This is a genomic window from Amycolatopsis circi (assembly GCF_003385235.1).
GTDB lineage: Bacteria > Actinomycetota > Actinomycetes > Mycobacteriales > Pseudonocardiaceae > Amycolatopsis > Amycolatopsis circi.
In genome coordinates this window covers 1-16,135 of sequence record NZ_PQIA01000180.1, presented here as the reverse complement: position 1 = coordinate 16,135, position 16,135 = coordinate 1, and the positions used below count along the sequence as shown (strand labels likewise).

Sequence of the window (16,135 nt, the reverse complement as noted above, 5' to 3'; positions counted from 1 at the left end):
CCTTGATGTTCTTCGTGCTGATCACGTCGAGGCCGGTGACCTTGCCGGCCAGCTTGCCCAGCACCTTGATGATCTTCGTGAAAACCTCGGCGAGCTTGCCGAGCAGCGGCGAGACGCGGCGCATCGTCTCGCACAGCTTCGTCAGCAGTTCGCTGATCTTCTCGCCCCATTTGGAGATCGCGGTGACGGCCTGCGCGACCACCAGCGGCGTCCCGAAACCGAGCGAGAACACCTCCTCCATGACCCAGGAGATCAGCTTGCCCACCAGATCCGCGATGAGCTGGCGCACCAGGCCGCGCACGAAGGCGACGACCTGTCCCATGATCATCGTGACGGTGCCGATCGCGCTCGCGACCGTCGCCGCGCCGCCGATCGCCTCGGCCGCCTCCGCCGCGGACTTCCGGTAGGCGTCCGCGCCGTCGCCCTTCCATTCCGCGGTGCCGGTCTTGACCGCGTTCTCGAGGTCTTTCTGCCGTTCCTGCAACGACTTCGCGACGTTGCCCCAGGTGTCGGCGTAGGACTGGATCACCGGCGGGTTTCCCGCGACGGAGTCCAGCATGTCCTTCAGCGGCTGCACGTGCTCCATCAGGAACGACGCCACCGACGACATCAGGTAGCCGAACGGGTCGATCGCCGCGCCGGCGATCTCACCGGCGAGGCTCGCGACGCCGAGGCCGCCGGAAACCCAGTCGCCGTCCGCGATTCCCTTGAACGCGTCCGTCGCCGATTCGGCGATGTTGATGCCGGTGGCGTAGCCGTAGTCGCCGTTGCCCTCGGTGAACGGACCCGGCCCGTCGCCGTCCTTTTTGGACTCCGCGACCAGCGGATTGGCGTCGGGCATCAGTCGCTCGCCTTCATCGAACCGGCGGCTTCGCCTTCGTAGCTGTCGTACGCCTTCGCCGCGTCGCGCACCTTCTGCGCCTGCGCGTCCATCGCCGTGACGGTGTTCTCCAGCGCGTTGATCCCGTAGTTCTCGACCGGGTCGAGCATCATCCGGAACGGCTGGCAGAGGATCCCGTACGCGTCGGTGGGCATGCTGACCTGGTTCGCTGCGTCGACCGCCTGCTTCAGCCCGTCCGCGATCCCGTCGAGCTGACGAGCGTGCGCCTCGAGATCGCCGCCGATCTCATAACCCCTGGGTGCCATCGTTTTTCTTCCCCCTGGAACGGCTTGGAGTCAGGACAGGATCGACCCGCCGAAGTCGTCGTCATCGTCCGACGAACTCCGGCGGCGGCGTTGCTGCTGCGGTGGTTGAGGCGGCGGGGCTGCCGGGCGCGGCGGTGGCGGCGGCGCGGCGGCACCCGTTTCTTCGGCGTCCTCCGGCAGGAACCGGCGCACCCGGTCGGACGCGGACTCGGCCGGTTCCTCGGCCGGCGGCGCGGGAAACGTCCGCTGCGCGTCGGCCACGAGAGTTTCCGTGGTCTGGTCGCCGCCGACGGTTTCGGCCGCGGCCTGCTGCAACAGTTCGGGGATCCGAGCCTGCGCACGCTGCACGAGCCGCATCACCTCGGCGGAGACGTCGGCCATCTTCTTGCCTGCCGCGGAGTCCGCGAGCACCAGGTTCTTCAGCAGTCCCTTGGCATCCACGGTGACCTCGACCGAACCGTCCTTCGACCGCTCGGTGACGGTTTGGCCCTGCATGCGCTCGGCCATCGCCTGGTAGCGGGCAGCGGTCTGCTGGAGCTGCTTCGTCCAGCCCTCGACCATCTGCTCGCTGGCGTCGATGCTGTCGGGCATCGGGCCCCCTTCTCCACGGTGACTTCTCCAGAATGACGGACGCGCGCCCCCGTCGGTTCCACGCGGTGCCGATTTGTCCGCGTGGCGCGGTTTCTATGTACTCATGACTACTGTACGCGAACTTCTGGTTGCGCGCCGTAATATAAAACGGCCCGCCCGCGAGGTTCGCGGACGGGCCGGGGAAGAGAGGGAGAGGGTCAGAGGTTGCCGCGGCGCTCCTGCTCCCGCTCGATGGCCTCGAACAGGGCCTTGAAGTTGCCCTTGCCGAAACCGAGCGAACCGTGCCGCTCGATGAGCTCGTAGAACACGGTCGGCCGGTCGCCGATCGGCTTGGTGAAGACCTGCAGGAGGTAGCCGTCCTCGTCGCGGTCGACCAGGATCCGGTGCTCCTTCAGGGTTTCGATCGGCACGCGCACCTTGCCGATCCGGGCGCGCAGCTCGGGGTCGTCGTAGTACGAGTCCGGGGTGTCGAGGAATTCGACGCCCGCCTCGCGCATCGCGGTGATGGTGGCGATGATGTCGTTGGTGGCCAACGCGATGTGCTGGCAGCCCGCGCCCTCGTAGAACTCGAGGTACTCGTCGATCTGCGACTTCTTCTTCGCGATCGCCGGCTCGTTGAGCGGGAACTTGACCCGGTGGTTGCCGTTCGACACCACCTTGCTCATCAGCGCCGAGTAGTCGGTGGCGATGTCGTCGCCGACGAACTCCGCCATGTTCACGAAGCCCATGACGCGGTGGTACCAGTCGACCCAGTAGTCCATCTTGCCGAGTTCGACGTTGCCGACGCAGTGGTCGACCGCCTGGAACAGCCGCTTCGGCGCGCCCTCGGGCCGCTTGACGGTGCCCTCGCGCGGCTCGTAGCCGGGCAGGTAGACGCCGTTGTAGCGGGACCGGTCGATGAGCGTGTGCCGGGTCTCCCCGTAGGTCGCGATGGCCGCGCGGCGGATCGTGCCGTGCTCGTCGGAGACGTCGTGCGGCTCCTCGAGGATCGTCGCGCCCTCCTTGCGGGCGTGCTCGATGCACTTGTCGACGTCGGTGGTCTCCAGGGCGAGGTCGATCACGCCGTCGCCGTGGCGGCGGTGGTGGTCGAGCAGCGGGGAGTCCGGCTTCACGCCGCCGGTGATCACGAAGCGCCCGGAACCGGACTTGAGCACGAAGGCCTTGTGGTCGAGCTGGCCCGTTTCGGGGCCGGAGTACGCGACCAGCTGCATGCCGAACGCGACCTGGTAGAACCACGCGGTCTGGGTCGCGTTGCCCGCGACGAACACCACCGCGTCGAGAGCCTTGACCGGGAACGGGTCGGTCGAGGCGTCGTGGTCCACCAGTCCGACGAGCTGGCGGAGCTGGTCATAGCTGACGTCGTCGAGTGCGCCGTGCGGATCCATCGTGGAGGTCATGCACTGAGCATGAGTTGCGCCCGGCAAGCTGCGCAACGGTTTCCGTTTCAGCTGGACAATGTGTTCAGCTTATCCTGGAGAAGCTCGGTCATCTTGGACAACCTGTGCAGGGAGAAAACCGGTGCTTGACTCGCTCGACGCGCGGCTGCTGCTGTTGCTCACCGACTCGCCCCGGCTCGGCGTGCTCGAATGCGCGCGCCGGCTCGGCGTCGCGCGCGGCACCGTGCAGGCGCGATTGGACCGGTTGACCGAACGCGGCATCCTCGGCGGCTTCCCGCCGGAACTCGATCTGGCCGCGATGGGATACAGCCTCACCGCGTTCGCCGTGCTGGAAATCGCGCAGGGCAAACGAGCCGGTGTCGCGGAGGCACTGGCTGCGATCGACGAAGTGTGCGAAGTGCACGCCACCACCGGACAAGGCGACCTCTTCGTACGCCTTGTCGCGCGCGACAACGACGATCTGCAACGCGTCATCGACGAAGTGGTTGGTGTGCCGGATGTCTTGCGTACGTCGACTTCGATCGCGTTGTCGACACCAGTGCCGCCGCGAGTGCGGCCGCTGCTTGAACGAACGGCTAGGACACGTACGTGAGATAGCGCTTCGCGGAGCGCTGTACGACGTTATGGGCGTCTGTACGCACGATGGCGTCCCACCACGCGCCGTAGATGGCGTCGAAGGCGTACGGCTCCAACAGTTCCGCGGCGTGCCGTACGACGCTCGGCCGCTCCGGGATGAGGTTCGGGTAGCTGTACATGAAAGCGACGTGCGTACGGTCCGGGATGACCTGCACGATGTCGCCGGTCAGCAGCGCACCGCGGCCTTCCTCGCCGTCCGGCCAGTGCAGGACGGTGCCGCCGGGGAAGTGCACGCCGAGGTTGATCAGCTGGAGATCCGGCGAGACGTCGAGCGTCGTGCCGGTCCACAGCTGGATCGACGGGTCCGGGCGGCCGATCCACTGCTGGTCGTTCTCGTGCAGGTAGACCGGGACGTCGAAGGCGTGCGCCCATTCGACCATCGTCGTGTAGTAGTGCGGGTGGCTGATCGCGATGCCGGTGATGCCGCCGAGTTCGGTGATCTTGCCGATCAGCTCGTCGTCGAGGTAAGCGGAGCAGTCCCAGAGGAAGTTGCCGCTCGCCGCGCGGACCAGCAGCGCGCGCTGGCCGATCGCGAATTTCGGATCCGAGCCGACGCCGACGAGGCCCGGACCCTGCTCCTCGACCCGCGGTTTGAGGTCGCCGTTCGCGCGGAGCGCCGCCAGATCAGTCCACTGCTGGCCGCCCGGCGGGACGTACTGGCGTTCGTCCTCGCAGATCGGGCAGTCCGCGCGCGGGGCGGCGTACTGCGTCCCGCAGGTCAGGCAAAGCGGTCGGGTGCTCATCGGTGTCCTCCAGTGGTTCTGCTGAAAGACACGCTAGACCGCCGAACGCGCGCCGGGCCACGGGAAACCGGGCGGGCGCGCGTTCGGCGGAAACGAGTCAGGACTCGCTGTAGGGCACCGCCTTGACCAGGGTGACCTTCATGGTCTTGCCGTTCGGCAGCTCGTACTCGCGGGACTCGCCCTCCTTGGCGCCGAGCAGCGCCTTGCCGAGCGGCGACTCGGGGGAGTACACGTCGAGCGCGCCCTCGGCGCCTTCTTCACGGGTGGCGAGCAGGAACTTCTCCTCCTCGTCGTCCCCGTCGTACTTGACGGTGAGCACCTTGCCGGGGCCGGCCGTGCCGTCGTCTTCCGGAGCCTCGCCGACCTTCGCGTTGCGCAGCAGCTCCTGGAGGTGCCGGATCCGGGCTTCGGCCTGGCCCTGCTCTTCGCGGGCCGCGTGGTAGCCGCCGTTCTCCTTGAGGTCGCCCTCTTCGCGGCTGTCGTTGATGCGGGCGGCGATGACCGGACGATTCTCGATCATTTCGTCGAGCTCGTGCTTGAGCCTGTCGTAGGCATCCTGGGTCAGCCAGGTCACCTTGGTGTCGCTCACGGTCACCATCTCCTCGTAGGGCCTGCCAGGCTTGGGTGTACAAGCCGGCCACCGCGTACGCACGCGGCTGAGATAAAAGGAAAAACACGGCCCGTCGGGGGCCGTGCTGGTGTACGAGCGTATCACGGCAGGACAGGTCGACGCCGGTCCATTTCCACGCCGCGCGGACGCTCGCCGCGCAATTCACTCCGTTGGCCGCTACGGGGTTGACAGATAGCGTGGTATGGAATACGAGCAGCCGAACACGTCGGCGGTCACCGGGAGTCCGATGCTCTTCACCACCGTGCTCACCCTGCTGTGGCCGGCCCCGGCGGGAACCAGCACCTCCCGGCGGCCGCTTTCCGCGCCGGACTTGTCGCGCACCCGGACGACGCACACGCCGGGCTTGCTGTCGTCGTCCCGGGTGACGTTGATGGTGACCTGCATCGCGTCGCCCGGCCGCTCCTCGAAGCCGATGCGCTCCGCGTCGATCGGGGTCTGGCCGAGGTTGACGTAGTAGATCCAGCCGATCGCACAGCTCACGATGAGCGCGACGGCCACGAAAAGCCACCTGCGCCAGCGCTTCGACGGCTTGCCCTTGCCCGCGGTGCCGTACCGGTCCGCGGGCCGCGCCGGCGTGGCGTCGCCCTCGGTGGTCACGGTCTCCCCGCTCCGCAAATCCGGGCCTCCGGTCAAACTTGTCGTACCCCTGGGGACAATAGGCGGTGCGGCCGGTCCGGGGCACCACCCTGGTCGAGTATCCGCGACCCGTTCCGGCGGCGCGGAGCCGGGGCGGTTTACCGCGGCGCAACCAGGTGTCACGGAATAACAGGACAGGAAAGGGCCGTTCGGACCATGGTGGGAGCCGACGAGCTGACAACAGAAGACCGCAAGCAGCGACTGCGCCTGATGGCGGTGCACGCCCATCCCGACGACGAGTCGAGCAAGGGCGCCGCCACCATGGCCAAATACGTCGCCGACGGGCACGAGGTCATGGTCGTGACCTGTACCGGGGGCGAGGCGGGCAGCATCCTCAACCCGGCCATGGACCGGCCGGACGTGCTGGCGAACATGACCGAGGTCCGCCGCGAGGAGATGGCGCGCGCGGCGAAGATCCTCGGCGTGAGCCACCGCTGGCTGGGTTTCATCGACTCCGGGCTGCCCGAGGGCGACCCGCTTCCGCCGGTGCCGGAGGGCTCGTTCGCGGTGATCCCGCTGGAGGAGTCCACCGAGGCCCTGGTGCGCGTGATCCGCGAGTTCCGCCCGCACGTCGTCACGACGTACGACGAGAACGGCGGCTACCCGCACCCGGACCACATCCGCACGCACGAGGTGTCGATGGCGGCCTTCGACGCGGCGGGCGACCCGGAGCGGTTTCCGCAGGCAGGCGAGCCGTGGCAGCCGCTCAAGCTGTACTACATGCACGGGTTCTCCAAGGCGCGGATGGTGGCGTTCGACACCGCGCTCAAGGAGGCCGGGCTGGAGTCGCCGTACGAGGAGTGGCTCAAGTCCTGGGACCCGGCCCGCGCCGACATCATGGAGCGGGTGACGACCCGGATCGAGTGCGGGGAATACTTCGAGGTGCGCGACGAGGCGCTGAAGGCGCACGCCACGCAGATCGACCCGACCAGCCGCTGGTTCGCGGTTCCGCTGGAGATCCAGCGCGAGGTGTGGCCCACTGAGGAGTACGAGCTGAACCGCTCCCTGGTGGACAGCACGCTGCCGGAGGACGATCTGTTCGCAGGCATCAAGGAGAAGGTGAGCCCATGAGTTTCGGTGTGCCGGCCGTCGCGGTCGTCCCGCTCACCGCGTCGGCGCTGGTATTGGCCCAGCAGCCGGACAGCGGGGACAACGGCGGCCAGGGCGAGGACTTCGGCAAGTCCTCGCCGGTCGGCCTGCTGGTGCTGATCCTGTTCCTGATCGCGGTCGTCTTCCTGGTCCGGTCGATGAGCAAGCACCTGAAGAAGGTGCCGCAGACGTTCGACAAGGAAGAGGCCGGTTCTGCTTCGGCGGACGCTGAGACTGAGCCGGAACCGGCCGAAGAGGCAACGGAGGCGGCAGCCGCTGCAGAGAAGAAGTCGGACGCGGCGGCCGCCAAAAAAAGCGACTGACCAGTGTGGTGAAGCGGGCCGAGCTATGTCGATCGCGACGAGATTCGGCCCGACTGGTCCGTGCCCAAGCCTGCTGTTCGGCACATATGTTGCAGGGGACTTACCAGGTGTGACAGTACGCACTGTCCTCGGACGGCCGCTAGGGCCTGGCTGACGGTTCAGGCGAACGTCTGGCTCAACGTCGTCAGTAGGTTCTCCGACAGCGCCGAGCTGGCACCCCAGTTCCCAGCAGGTCGAGTTAGCTTCGGCCGTTGCTCGCCCCTACCAATCGGGGCAGTTGGTGCTGGCGGCGGGCGCATCGTGACGGTGTAGTAGAGGATGCTGCTGGCTCAGCGCTGGCGTGGCCCGTCGGCGATGGCGGGGGAGTCGATGCTGCTCGCTGTGCAATTGTCGAGCACCCGGGAACCGGCTGCGAAGGCGGTACCGCCAGCTTGTACTGGCTTAACACGTTGTAAGTAGCAGGTGAACAGGACTGTTCCCGCTGATCGCCCGGCTGGCTTGCAGTTCGCAGCTCGGCGTCTGCTGCCCGCTGGGGCGCACCATCGGCGGGGATCTTGTCGATGCCGATGGTGCGGCTTCCCGCGGACTCGGCACGACGCCATGGCCGCCTACGTGCCGCGTCGAATGGCATTTTATCCGTGGCGACCAGTCCTAGCGCAGGTTCGCTCGACCGGTTTGCCTGCGAAATGCGGTCGGTATGGTCCGCGCCGATGAGCGGATGGCGCAGGAGCTGCGACGGCCGGCCCGCGGATGCGCGGCTCTGCAGGCGATGAATAAGAAAGCCTTGCCAAGCTCTGGCGCGGGCAGCGCGACTCGCGGTGCCGAGGCAGCCGGCTGGCAGCAGGCGCGGCCAATGACAGCGCCACTGGCTCTCTGGGTAGTCAGTGGCTTGCCTAGCATCGTGGACGGCGTGGTTGAGGCAGCCCAACGCCCTGTGCGGCTACGGTCTTGCCCGGCCAGCGCAATGGCTTTCTTCTCGCCGCACGAAGCGGTCCTGGACGACTTGTTTGAGTCGCCGAGTCATGCTTCTCTTCGGGTCAGCAAAGAAGCTGGCACAGTTGACAAGATTGCAGGTTCCCGCGGAGCGCGATGGGCCAAGTAAAGATCCTCGCGGGCGCGAGTGCAGATCGTTAAGAAGCGCAGGCGGGCATCGATGCTGGTGGGGTCTTCGTCGTATGAATCCAAATCCGGCACGAAGACGCTATCGAATTCTAAGCCCTTGATGCTGGCTGCGCTGACGATCTTTATTCTACCCTTCGCGAAGTCGACGGCGTGCCGCAAGGGATCATTGTGGACGTAGGCCTGGGTCTGAGCCGCTAGGCCCACTCTGGTCAGCTTACTCTGGATACTCCGCACCAGAAATGTCGTTCTGCAAATGATCCCGATGGTCCGACATCGATAGGCATTGAAGTATTGGAAAATGCCGGTGGCGAGAGCATCAAGAGAGGGAACTTTGATGACAACTGGGGTCGGCCCGACCCGCGCTGGCAAGGCGGTCTCGGTGTGAGGCTCTGTGCGGAACTCGCTCGCAAGCAATGCGATCTCTCGGCTATTCCGGTGGTTGTTCGGCAGCACAAGGGGTTCGATCTCTGCGGCGAGCGCTCGTCGAATCTCAGATAACGTGCTGTGCTCGGGGCTGATGCACTGGTTCTCGTCTGCGAATACCGTGACGTCGACGCCGAGGACTTGGCACAATTGGTAGAATCCGAGTGGGAGGTTCTGCCCTTCGTCAATCACCAGGTGCGTGGTCGTCGCCGCCACGTTCAGGAGGATGCAGCTGCGCTGCATCTCGATCCAGTCGTAGCCCCGCTCGTCCTGGTCGTATCGGGGCGGATCTGTCTCGAAGCGTTCCCGCCAAAAGTCCCTGACCCACCATTCGTAGGTGGTGATGTCGACTGCCTCGGTGAGATCGGGAGCCAGCTGGGCAAGATGCTGACGGAGCAGATCGAACCGAGTGATGAGGACGACGTCGCGGCCGGTGACTGCCAGGGTCCAGGCGCGGTAGACGGCTGTAACAGTCTTTCCGCCGCCGGGCGAACCCGTGATGACGTGACAGCCTTGGAACGGAAGGTCAATTACTTTCTGCTGCTCGATCCCAAGTTCCAAGAGAGAGGGAATTCTCATGACCGATTCACGGTCTCCGCCGACTCTTCCAGTGCAGCGCGGAGAGTTTCCTGGAAAAACCCTGGAACGTCGTTGCCACCGACTAACAGCGTCCTGTCCAGGATGGAATTGTCGATCTCGCAACAGGTCTCCGGAAGGAGCGTGCAGGCATGGCATGCGGCTCGGTTGAGGTTGGCAAGTGAACGACCGGTCGAATCGGCGCATAGCGGGTCCTGTGAACACCACTGCGCCGATTCGAGCAGGCGGATCAAGGTCTCGGCAAGATAGGGGGGTTGGCCCTGTCGGACGAGGCCGCCGAGCGTTCCTTCCGCGTCGCCTGCAGCGGTGTAGACGAACACGCCCGCTTGCGGTGGATGCCCGCTGCCCGGCGAATGGCTTCTGGCGTAGACGCGTTCCCGTAGCGAAGCCGCGTTGTATCCGCTGTCGTAGGAGAGCTGGCGGATAAAATGGTGAGCCAAGGTGTGCAGCATTACAAACCTCGGTAGCAACACTGGTCCTGACTTTGCCCGCAACCGGTCGACCTTAAAAGAGGCATCCAGGTCGCGCTCGATCCTTCGCGTCCAATTTCGTACTGACGGGATTTCCTCCCAGGAGGCGAGGCGATATTCGTCTACTGAGATAAAAATTCCCTCGCCGTAAGTTTCTACGGCAGGCAGCCACCTGGTTCGACGCGCGGTGTTGACCGAAACTAGACGGCCGCCCTCTTCGTCCTCGCCCGGGGTTGGTTCGTACCGCGAGAACCCCTCCAGGGCGCGGACTTCGCGTACTCGATCCGCTATCACCACGGTGGAGATTGCCGCGTCGAGCTCGTGCATTGAGCGGGAATCGGCGTGGTTGACCCCGAGAAGAGTTTGGCGCACAGAGAAAGTTTTTGAATTCGTGACCGATTCCGGAGTGGAAAAAGCTTCCCACTCGGCAATGCTGAGGTCGTCATCCGAATTGGTTGAAGGCCACACTGAGGAATTCTTGGCCGCGCGTCGTTGCACTGATTCGACAAATTCTTCTGAAACGCTGCACTGAATGGCGATAATGCTTTTAAAATGGTCGACGAGAGGGCCGTCGATCGCGCTGGTAAAATCTGGCCAGAATTTGTGGTCAACGACCTTTTGAGCGAGCTCGTCGCCGTCTGGAAGTCTTGACGTTTCGGGAATGTCAATGGCTGAGTGGGTGACTGGAAAGTATACATTTGAGGCACCGCGCTGTACTGCTTGAGGTGTTTCCTCACAGTTGTCTGCTTCGTCGTTTTCGTTATTCCATGGATGAGTTCCGCGACATCTGCTTTGCAACTGTTTGAGGACGTTTTTCTGGCTGATCCCGGCCAGGCTGCGGCTGGCCCTGCAGGAGCCGCATTCGACCAGCAGGGCGTCGAGGCCGGACGACTCGGAGGTGGCGATAAATCGAAGCTGGTAGACCTGGCATTGGCGTTGATCGGGGGTTTCGCTTTGTGAATGCGCCCACCGTCGCCAGTCGATGTCCGCTAGGTGGCCGGCGCGGCATACCTGGATAAAACGCATGGGTGCCAACTGTGGCGTTCCTGGACATCGGTCGCATGCGGGGTGTTTGTCTTTGATTTCGAGTCCGGCGTGCCATTTTTTCATGACCCTGCACCGAGGGCAGAACAACCAGGTGGGAAATCGGATGTACGAAGGTCCATTTCGTGATACGTAGGCAGCTTTTCCGGACGGGATTACGGGGGCGGAGCGAAATCTTTCCACCTGAAGTTTTTCCGCGAGTCGAGGTGAATCCACTGGGTCTCCGCTGCTGGCCCAGCTGCGGATGTCGGCGGCCACGAACGACTCGCCGCGCAGATCAATGATCCCGCCGACCCCAAAGGGGGCAATGGTCTGTGTCCTGCGAACCTTTCGGCGAATATCTTTCATCAGTCTCACGCTCCCCTGACGGCGATAAGGCATTCACGGTCGACGTTTCGCATGGACTGCGGCGTCTCCCACATTCCTTCCTGCTTGCCAAAGTCGGTGAGCAGCGCGGTCTGTGTTCTTCCCTGCGGCTTGTAGTAGAGGCGCCTGCCTTCGCCCCGGGCATTTTCCGCCTCTTGCTTCCATTCCTCGATCAGGGAATCCAGTTGCGCGGCCGCGGCATCGGCTTCGTTCGGATCGGCGCGCTGCACATGGGAAACCACGAGCTCGCGTACACGCGCGAGGTCGTCCGCGTGCTGCAGGATGTCTCCTGCTTTGTTCTCCGCGTTGAGGCCCGCGCCGTGCCGCATGAGGATAGTGAGTACTGCGTGGAGCGCCCGGTCTCGAGACGGCAGAGACCATGGCGTGACGCTGGTGGGCTCAACATGTCGGTAGAGCGAACGGTGATAAACGCCGAACGACTCGTAGTGGGAGCGGTCACGCGGTTTGGACGAGCGGAACAACGTGATGATTAACCCAGGTACTTTGCGTCGGCCGACGCGACTGGTGGCCTGGATGTACTCAGACGTCGTCTTGGGCTGTCCGTTCATGATCATGAGGCCGAGCCGCGGGACGTCGACGCCCACCGAGAGCATGTTGGTCGTGGCGAGGAAAGAGACGCTGTCTCGTTCCTTGAAAGGCTTCCCCAAGCGTTCGAGAAGCCGTGGTTGTTCGGCTCGCGGAACGTTGCTGGTCAGTTCGACGACGTCGCTGTCCTCCAGCTTGCGTTGCTCGGAACTGTCCTTCGTCAAGTGTTCCAGCCGCGCCGGAATATCGTCCCGCGCGATGGTGACGGTTCGACCGAGCTCCCGCAGACTGTTGTGATAGGCAACTACGGTCCAGTAAGCATCGCGCAGAGCTTCGTCGTTGCTGAGCGCCACAGGTGCCTGCAGTCCGGCTGCTCCCACGTGGACAGTTGCTGTCGAAGCGGTGTGTCCCTGTGCCATGACACCGACGTACAGTCGTCCGGGCTTGTCCTCGTCAGGCGAAGCAAAGTACGAGCGCCCGGCTGTCAGCCCTGCCGGAGGAAAGAGCTGTACGGGACGGCCGTAGAGACCTCGTATCTGCTCCTGTGAGCGTCGGATCGTCGCTGTCGAAGCGATTACCTTCGGAGGCGTGCCTCCCCAGGCGCACAGTTCGAGGACGGCCGATTCGTAGAGGCCGACTGTAGTGCCCAGCGGGCCTGCCAACAGGTGCAGCTCATCCTGGATGACCAGCGAGGGTGCGCGTCTGCCGTCAGCGCCGAAGAGACGACCCGCCTCCGGCTCCCACGCCAATCTCGCGAATTTGTCGACAGTGCCGAGCAAGAAGGTCGGCGGGTCACGGTAAATCTGCTGGTCCACGACCGCCACCGGGAGCTGCTCGTGGAAATCGCAGGTGTTGCGCGGGCAGAAGAACGAGGTGCTGATCCCATCGGCCCGGATCCCGAAGTCCTTCACCCGGCCGCCTCGCGCTGGAACGATCTCAGTGCCGCACCACGGGCATCGTTCCAGCAGAAACCGATCATCCGGGGTGCTCATCTGCTTCAGTTCATCAAGTTCCACTTCCGCGGCGGAGATCTTGTTCGGGGTCGTCTCTTGACCGACCCAGAGCCCGATGGAGATGGGCTCCTCGCCTAGATCGTCCGGCAGCGGACCGTCCTTTCCGGCCCTGATGTACTCGAGGGCGCAGATTGCGGTCGCGGTACGTTGGAACTGCTGAGTAGTCAGCAGGCTGAGGGTGTATCGGCTCAGCACAGCGGTGCCGCCCCCCTTTGCGCCGAATCGGAGCCGGCGCAAGAGGATCTCGAAACAGGCGGTGAGCAGGTAAGCCTCGGTCTTTCCGCCGCCTGTCGGGAACCAGATGAGGTCGACAGTGCGTCGGTCCTCGTGTCCAGGGTTCATCAGGCTCTCGACGACGAGCAAGAAATAAGCGAGCTGGAACGGATGCCATGCGTAGTCGGTGGGGGGCTCGTTCAGCTCGAGCACCTCGCTATCCCTGCGACGACGGCTTCCCGCCAGTTCCGGGCGGCTGTGCAGCATTTGAAGTGCCATCGCTCGGTTTGCCAAGCGGAACGCCTCGCGTGCTTTGCCCGCTGCAGGTGTCGATGCGGTAAGTGCTTCCACACCGGAGGTCATGCGGTCGAGCGCGGTGCCGATTCGGTCGAGGAGTCGCCTGGCCGGCTCGGCGGCCCACGGTCGCAGAGTCTTCGCCTCCGATTGCTGGCCCTCGAACCAGGTGCGGTATCCGAGGACGAAGGATTTCAGCTCGGCGCGCAGGTCATCCGGCGTCAGCTCGGCCTGTGAGAGGTGGGCCAGGTTGAGTGCGGGCAGATCGCGAGGTCCGTCGGGCTTGATGTGCTCGACCACCTGCTGAGGCATGACCTGCGCTCGTACGGTGGTCACCTGGTCGGAACTGTCGTTCCACTCGACAGCGCAACCGTGCCCCACAGCCCTGGTTACGATGTGCCGATACTGGACGCGAAGTTCCTGCTCTTCCTCGTCGCGACTGTTCAGACGCGTGCTCGGGTACTCCAGCACGGTGCCGTCTTCCGTCGTCGCCTGGAGCTCGACCTGAAAGAGCATCAGATCCCGGTCTTTGTGGCGGCTCTCGTCCTCCTGATGTTCGTTGGCCAGCACGCAGGTAACCAGATGGCCATTGCCGAAGGGCCGCCACCGCACATGGAGACGACCATGCCCGTCCAGACAAGGAACCGGGCTCAACGTGTCGAGGTCGATGGACTTCGTCGTAGACAGGCGCGGTTGCCGCTGCCAACTGCGGCGTCCGCCATCGCGGAGCGTCAGATAGCGGGAGGCGGCGCAAGAAACCTCGATTCGACGGGCGTCGGTGAAGAAGGAGAAGCCGAGCGAAGACGGAAGCCAAGCGTTCGCTTCGGCCACTGGATCTTCAGCGAAGCTGTCCTCCTCACCGCTACCCGCCGCGGCCTCGTGGAACCCCTCTTCCCCTTCTTCCTGGGTGTGTTCCAGCATGGAGGCTCCGCGGGGGTACAACGTGCCCATCAGGTAACGCCGGTCGGGCGGGTCGACGAGCGTCTCCGTCTCGTTCGGTTGGGGGCCGACCAGCTGCCGGTGCAGATAGGCCACGTACTCGTCGCGATGGCTGGTGATGCGCGCGGCAAATTCGTTCATTTCAGTCCGCCGTTTCGCTCCAGCACGGTCGTACCTAGAGTCGCCAGCTTCTTCCGGACGTTCGGGCGGCAAGAGATCCAGAGCTGAGCGCGTGCCCTGGTCCAGGCGACGTAGATGGCATCGAGCCTGCCGTCCAAGTGCTCGGGCTCGAGGTCGATCAGGCAGATGATATGACTCTCGTGGCCTTTGAAGTCGGCGATTGACGACCAGGTGAGCCGATGCTTGGCGGTTTCGGAGCCGACGATGTCGATGAAGCGCTGGATCTTGGACGCGCGTCGAGAAAGCCGGGCTGAGCTCGTCTCCCAGTTGCCCGACGCAGACAGCAGGGTGATGTCCTGTACCGAGACATCCTGCTGGACGAGTTCGTTCACATAGTTGTCCAACAGCTCGGCTTCGTGTTGAGGGTCTCTCGAGTCGACGAACTGGGCTGGGCTTCCCTCGCCGGCAGAGGCGATGCCCAAGTCGGCTCCGGTGAATTGCTGTACCTGCTTGACGATCTGCACGGTGTTGCGACAGTTGCGCTTCATGGGCCCGTATACAGAGCCCAACGTACGCAAGTAGTCCCAGGCATCGGGGTCGTAGGAGTCCGGAGCCAGCACTTGGTTGTTCTGGTCCAGCATGAAGATCCAGTGACCTTCTTCGAGGCCATCCGCAACGAGCTCTTCTAGAACTTCGAGGCTGTCAAAGGTCATCAGGTCCTGTGCCTCGTCCAGGATCAGGTGGTCGAAGGTGCGGTGCTTGACCTCGTCCAGCCGGTCGAAAGGCAGGACGGTGATCGCGTCTTCGGCGAGGATTCGAGTCAGGTACGCAGCCAGTGTGCTGCTCGCACAGGTGAACAGGACACTGCCGACGGCGGACTTCCGACGTGCCGCTTCTGCGGCGAGGAACGTTTTGCCAGTGCCCGCACCTCCGGTCCAGATGAGGCGTGGATTGGAGTCCAGCTCGTCGAGCCGGTCCATCTGTTCGTTCGTCAGGCGTTCGAACACGACGTCGAGATCCGCCAGCCGGGACTGCAGGTTGGGTACAAGATCGAATTCCGGGCGGATCGCGTCCAGTATCTTTCGACGAACGCCGCCCGAGACCGGGGTGCGCGCCCATCTGTTGCGGCCCTGCCAGAAGCGGGCGGCTCGTTTCATGGCCTGTTCAAGACCACGGCCGCCGGCGTAGGCAGTGCTGCCCAGATACTGTTCCGGCTCGAATTCGGTTGTGCGGTCCAGATCGATGTCGGTGGTGATCACGAGATACCCGCTGGGGACCCCCAGGTCCCTGAGGTCGCCGACCATCGTGCCGAGTTTCCGTTCGAGCTCGTGCATTCCGCCGCTGGCCTGGGAGAATGGGCTTTCTTTTGGTCCCGCCTCCCGGCCGGCTGGTCCGTAGTACCACTGCCCGTTCTTCTGTACGACACGGCCGCCCTTGACTTCGATGAAGAGAAGGATGTCGGGAGTGATGACAACGAAGTCGATCTCGCCGACGCGCTTCCAACGATGCCGGCCGAGATGGACAGAGTGCAACGCGACGCTTTCCTGGTTGGGGATTTCCTTGAGCGCGGCGAACACGCTGCGTTCGCCCTGGCTCTTGGTAATGCTCGAGACCTCGCTCGGGATGACCCGCATCAACTCTCCCCGTCGTCGCGTCGAAACACCTTCAACATACCGAGTCCTCGGGCTTGTCCTCACGCGGCTTGATAAAAGTGCCGCTGGTCTGGCCGGAATGATGGATGATGAACTATGAGCGGGCGTAGTCGGGATGGGGCTGCGCGGGGGGAGGGACTATGG

Annotated in this window: 14 protein-coding genes; 3 read left to right on the top strand and 11 right to left on the bottom strand. The window is 64.2% G+C overall.

The genetic code is table 11. The features are described 5' to 3' along the window. The 4 genes from D0D37_RS42195 to hppD all read right to left on the bottom strand — a co-directional run. Positions 1-841, bottom strand: an 841-nt coding sequence (locus tag D0D37_RS42195) for a WXG100 family type VII secretion target (protein WP_425267029.1), incomplete at its 3' end; no start/stop codon positions are given. Next, positions 841-1,146, bottom strand: a complete 306-nt coding sequence (locus D0D37_RS42190) for a type VII secretion target (protein ID WP_116206174.1) — start codon at positions 1,144-1,146, stop codon at positions 841-843. The genes D0D37_RS42190 and D0D37_RS42195, both read right to left, overlap by 1 nt. A gap of 30 nt (positions 1,147-1,176) precedes the next feature. After that, a complete protein-coding gene (locus D0D37_RS42185; protein ID WP_116206173.1) occupies positions 1,177-1,737 on the bottom strand; it encodes a YbaB/EbfC family nucleoid-associated protein in 561 nt (186 codons plus the stop codon). A gap of 197 nt (positions 1,738-1,934) precedes the next feature. Next, the gene (gene hppD, locus D0D37_RS42180; RefSeq protein ID WP_116206172.1) at positions 1,935-3,134 is read right to left on the bottom strand and encodes a 4-hydroxyphenylpyruvate dioxygenase; all 1,200 of its coding nucleotides are present in this window, start codon (positions 3,132-3,134) and stop codon (positions 1,935-1,937) included. Between the two features lie 121 nt (positions 3,135-3,255). Between hppD and D0D37_RS42175 the strand changes: the two genes are divergently transcribed. Then, positions 3,256-3,726, top strand: a complete 471-nt coding sequence (locus tag D0D37_RS42175) for an Lrp/AsnC family transcriptional regulator (protein WP_009083170.1) — start codon at positions 3,256-3,258, stop codon at positions 3,724-3,726. Here D0D37_RS42175 and D0D37_RS42170 read toward each other — a convergent pair. The 3 genes from D0D37_RS42170 to D0D37_RS42160 all read right to left on the bottom strand — a co-directional run bounded on the left by D0D37_RS42170 (position 3,710) and on the right by D0D37_RS42160 (position 5,741). After that, positions 3,710-4,513, bottom strand: coding sequence for an MBL fold metallo-hydrolase (locus D0D37_RS42170; RefSeq protein WP_116206171.1), 804 nt, complete (start codon positions 4,511-4,513; stop codon positions 3,710-3,712). The genes D0D37_RS42175 and D0D37_RS42170 overlap by 17 nt on opposite strands. 97 nt (positions 4,514-4,610) lie before the next feature. Next, positions 4,611-5,111 (bottom strand): transcription elongation factor GreA, encoded by a 501-nt coding sequence (greA, locus tag D0D37_RS42165; RefSeq protein ID WP_116206170.1) that lies wholly within the window; start codon positions 5,109-5,111, stop codon positions 4,611-4,613. 189 nt (positions 5,112-5,300) lie between these two features. Next, complete coding sequence (locus D0D37_RS42160; RefSeq protein ID WP_116206169.1) at positions 5,301-5,741, bottom strand: DUF4307 domain-containing protein; 441 nt, start codon at positions 5,739-5,741, stop codon at positions 5,301-5,303. A gap of 195 nt (positions 5,742-5,936) precedes the next feature. Between D0D37_RS42160 and mca the strand changes: the two genes are divergently transcribed. Together mca and D0D37_RS42150 are read left to right on the top strand one after the other, a co-directional pair. Beyond that, entirely contained in the window at positions 5,937-6,851 is a 915-nt protein-coding gene (mca, locus tag D0D37_RS42155; protein WP_116206168.1) for a mycothiol conjugate amidase Mca, read from the top strand. Beyond that, a complete protein-coding gene (locus D0D37_RS42150; protein WP_116206167.1) occupies positions 6,848-7,192 on the top strand; it encodes a hypothetical protein in 345 nt (114 codons plus the stop codon). The genes mca and D0D37_RS42150 overlap by 4 nt, the downstream gene beginning before the upstream one ends. Positions 7,193-8,212: 1,020 nt before the next feature. Here D0D37_RS42150 and D0D37_RS42145 read toward each other — a convergent pair. From D0D37_RS42145 to D0D37_RS42130, 4 genes are read right to left on the bottom strand one after another with little or no spacing between them, the layout of a single operon-like run. Continuing rightward, a complete protein-coding gene (locus tag D0D37_RS42145) occupies positions 8,213-9,316 on the bottom strand; it encodes a DEAD/DEAH box helicase (protein WP_116206166.1) in 1,104 nt (367 codons plus the stop codon). Next, a complete protein-coding gene (drmB, locus tag D0D37_RS42140) occupies positions 9,313-11,196 on the bottom strand; it encodes a DrmB family protein (RefSeq protein WP_208720526.1) in 1,884 nt (627 codons plus the stop codon). The genes D0D37_RS42145 and drmB overlap by 4 nt, the downstream gene beginning before the upstream one ends. A 5-nt stretch (positions 11,197-11,201) precedes the next feature. Next, positions 11,202-14,360, bottom strand: a complete 3,159-nt coding sequence (locus D0D37_RS42135; protein WP_116206164.1) for a helicase-related protein — start codon at positions 14,358-14,360, stop codon at positions 11,202-11,204. Then, entirely contained in the window at positions 14,357-15,973 is a 1,617-nt protein-coding gene (locus tag D0D37_RS42130) for an NERD domain-containing protein (RefSeq protein WP_116206163.1), read from the bottom strand. The genes D0D37_RS42135 and D0D37_RS42130 overlap by 4 nt, the downstream gene beginning before the upstream one ends. Positions 15,974-16,135 lie beyond the last annotated feature (162 nt).

Bases quoted from the DNA above. Each gene is read 5' to 3' on its own strand.
- D0D37_RS42170 (WP_116206171.1), bottom strand. From the start codon at position 4,513: ATGAGCACCCGACCGCTTTGCCTGACCTGCGGGACGCAGTACGCCGCC.
- greA (WP_116206170.1), bottom strand. From the start codon at position 5,111: ATGGTGACCGTGAGCGACACCAAGGTGACCTGGCTGACCCAGGATGCC.
- D0D37_RS42190 (WP_116206174.1), bottom strand. From the start codon at position 1,146: ATGGCACCCAGGGGTTATGAGATCGGCGGCGATCTCGAGGCGCACGCT.
- mca (WP_116206168.1), top strand. From the start codon at position 5,937: ATGGTGGGAGCCGACGAGCTGACAACAGAAGACCGCAAGCAGCGACTG.
- D0D37_RS42185 (WP_116206173.1), bottom strand. From the start codon at position 1,737: ATGCCCGACAGCATCGACGCCAGCGAGCAGATGGTCGAGGGCTGGACG.
- hppD (WP_116206172.1), bottom strand. From the start codon at position 3,134: ATGACCTCCACGATGGATCCGCACGGCGCACTCGACGACGTCAGCTAT.
- D0D37_RS42135 (WP_116206164.1), bottom strand. From the start codon at position 14,360: ATGAACGAATTTGCCGCGCGCATCACCAGCCATCGCGACGAGTACGTG.
- drmB (WP_208720526.1), bottom strand. From the start codon at position 11,196: ATGAAAGATATTCGCCGAAAGGTTCGCAGGACACAGACCATTGCCCCC.
- D0D37_RS42130 (WP_116206163.1), bottom strand. From the start codon at position 15,973: ATGCGGGTCATCCCGAGCGAGGTCTCGAGCATTACCAAGAGCCAGGGC.
- D0D37_RS42150 (WP_116206167.1), top strand. From the start codon at position 6,848: ATGAGTTTCGGTGTGCCGGCCGTCGCGGTCGTCCCGCTCACCGCGTCG.
- D0D37_RS42145 (WP_116206166.1), bottom strand. From the start codon at position 9,316: ATGAGAATTCCCTCTCTCTTGGAACTTGGGATCGAGCAGCAGAAAGTA.